Below are 2,658 nucleotides of genomic sequence, written 5' to 3' on the forward strand. Positions count from 1 at the left end.
TGAAACTGAATCCGTTGGGGGGATCTTTAACCCGAAAGATTTGGAAGGACGGTAAAAATCTACTAGCGACATTTTTGAAAAAACTTAAAGTGGTGGGTCATCTGCAAATCTGTATTTTGCTATCGCCGATGAAAAAATCAAGAAAAGCTTTATCAGAAAAATGCCGTTGATTGAATGGCAAAAGCATGTTAACGGACCGTAAAGAATACCGGGGCGTGATACTCAAATGATACTATTTTTTTTAAAAACTGCCCAAATGAGGTTAATTTTGAAAAATGATGCCATAAAAATGGCTTAATGAAGCCATTCTCGTTTTTACGAAATGCCGATGGAGTAGAAGGATTATAGTGATTTTATCGGTCTGCAGCATGCAGTAGGAATCGATGCGGCAAAAAATGAATATAGTAAGAAATTTGCATATTATCTGGCCTTAACTGATTATGAAATGAGATATAGTCAGCTCTATGGAACGAGTGATCAGGTCTCGGAAGCGTTTTATGATGCCGTAAGGGATCATGATTCTGCTGCTATGGGTTATAACTTTGGAATTCAGTTCAGAGAATTGATCAATAATCTGGTAGCGCAATATTATAATACGCCAGAAGAATCGGCTGAAATTTCGAATCTTAGAAGTGCTTACTATCAATCGTTCGTGGAAGGAGAACGGGTATGGAAAGATTTAGCTACTAGCGGTAGTTCTTATGCTCCACCAAGAGAATTTACGAATGTTCCTGATGATGAATTATTGGCAAAACTTCCTTGGGGATACCAACCGAATGGCAAAAATATGTAACGCTCCCAGATAATACAACGATATTGACCGATAGATACATGAATGAAGGAGATGCTTTATAGTAGCTGCTGGAAAGATTTCATATGTTAATAAAGACGGCGTAGCTGTTGTTGATGATGGTTACGGAAACACTTACTATACAATGACCGATCCTGTCCTTAAAAATTATGGCGATAAATTAGCCAATGATGGCGGACAAGTCGTAGAAGGTGCTGATGGAAACCATTATGCTGTTGGAACGGATGGTAAGTATTACTATACGATATATCCGGTGAATAGTCATAATAATCAAGCAGGCAATAGCTCATTTAATTTGGGCGAATCTGTATTGGAAAATACCATATCTGAAAAGGTCAATATGATTCCAGAAACTGGTACTGTCAAATATTTTTCGCAAATGTCTGAATCTCGACGTAAGTAAAATCAGTCAAGCAGATTATCCATATCAAATCCATAGAGGTGCTTCATATCCATGTACTTCTTTGAACCCCACCGAGTGCTGACGACATGGTGAAGCCGGGCGCACACCATCATCAATGCACTCTCGCCGTCAGGGAATGTGCCAACGACACGCGTACGGCGACGAATTTCTCGATTGAGTCGCTCTATCATGTTGTTCGTTCGGATTTTCTTCCAGTGTTCTTCCGGGAAGTCCATGTAGGTCAAAGTCTCAGCAATACCGTCTAAAAGTTTGTCAGCAGCCTTGTTCAGCTTCATCGCGCGAAGCTTTTCAGCGACACGTTTCGCCTTCTCCAAAGCTGCGTCCTTGTCCTCCTGGGCATGGATTGCTTTGAGCATACGGCCAACTTCTTTCCCATGCTTTCTCGGCACGACCGAGAAAATGTTGCGAAAGAAATGCACGCTGCAGCGCTGGTACTTTGCTTCTGGAAACACCTCCGTCACGGAATCGCACATGGCTTGGCATTTATCACCAATCATGAGCTGTACCCCTTTCAGGCCGCGGCTGCGCAGGGAAATTAAGAAGGATTTCCAGCGTTCTTTGTCCTCCTTCATGCCTTCGGATGCACCAATGACTTCACGATAGCCGTCCTGGTTGACTGCAATAGCGACAAGAATGGCTACGTTCTCGAACTCACCACCCCAGCTGCGCTTGAGGTAGATGCCGTCGATAAAGACGTACGGATATTGCTCGCTCGGAAGAGGCCGGTTTCGCCAAGCCTCGATGTTGCCATACGCCTTCTTGTTAAGGTTGCTGATGGTACCCGGCGACACTTTGGATCCCCAGAGGGCTTCCGTGATATCTTCGACACGACGTACGGAAACGCCAGCCAAGTACATCTCAATGAGCGCTTCCTCGACGCTGCTCTCGCGGCGTCTGTAGCGTTCAATAATAGCTGTTTCGAAGGGGATGCCCTTCAACTTCGGCACTTTTAGGGAGATATTGCCGGAAGTGGTCTGGAGGTTGCGCGTGTAATGCCCGGAACGGTATCCCTTGCGGGTATTCGTACGCTCATACTTCGCAGCATGGGTAAGCTCCTCAGCTTCCTGATCCAGGAGGCTGTTGGGCGTCTCTTCGACGCTCTGCTTCACCAGATCCTTTAACTCGGTTTTGATTACTTGCTCATTTAATTGTATAATGTTGTCAAACATGAATCTCGTCTCCTTTGTAAGTTTTGTTTGGCGACTTAATTTTAACAAATGGGGAGATTCATGTCTTTTTTATTTTGCGAAAAATATTATACCTTATCTGATGCTGGCTTTTGGAGCTGGACTGATAGTCGTACATTCTATATGGAATTTAAAATGCAAAAGCGGAAGGATGACTAAAGGTATTTAAAGGGGCTGTAACGAAATACACCCCTAAAAGCAATAATGCGGCTTGAAGCTATAAAAGTATCTTCAAG

At 43.6% G+C, this 2,658-nt stretch carries 3 protein-coding genes; 2 read left to right on the forward strand and 1 reads right to left on the reverse strand.

Annotated elements, in window-relative coordinates; all coding sequences use genetic code 11:
• Positions 1 to 445 precede the first annotated feature (445 nt).
• Both TX77_RS05425 and TX77_RS05430 read left to right on the forward strand, forming a co-directional pair.
• Entirely contained in the window at positions 446 to 793 is a 348-nt protein-coding gene (locus TX77_RS05425) for a hypothetical protein (RefSeq protein ID WP_044503784.1), read from the forward strand.
• Between the two features lie 142 nt (positions 794 to 935).
• On the forward strand, positions 936 to 1,214 hold the full coding sequence (locus TX77_RS05430) for a hypothetical protein (RefSeq protein ID WP_044503785.1): 279 nt from the start codon (positions 936 to 938) through the stop codon (positions 1,212 to 1,214).
• 2 nt (positions 1,215 to 1,216) lie between these two features.
• Here TX77_RS05430 and TX77_RS05435 read toward each other — a convergent pair whose 3' ends face one another.
• On the reverse strand, positions 1,217 to 2,404 hold the full coding sequence (locus TX77_RS05435; protein ID WP_044503786.1) for an IS256 family transposase: 1,188 nt from the start codon (positions 2,402 to 2,404) through the stop codon (positions 1,217 to 1,219).
• Positions 2,405 to 2,658: the final 254 nt, after the last annotated feature.

The sequence above is a fragment of the Megasphaera massiliensis genome (genome assembly GCF_000455225.1).
Taxonomy (GTDB): domain Bacteria; phylum Bacillota; class Negativicutes; order Veillonellales; family Megasphaeraceae; genus Megasphaera; species Megasphaera massiliensis.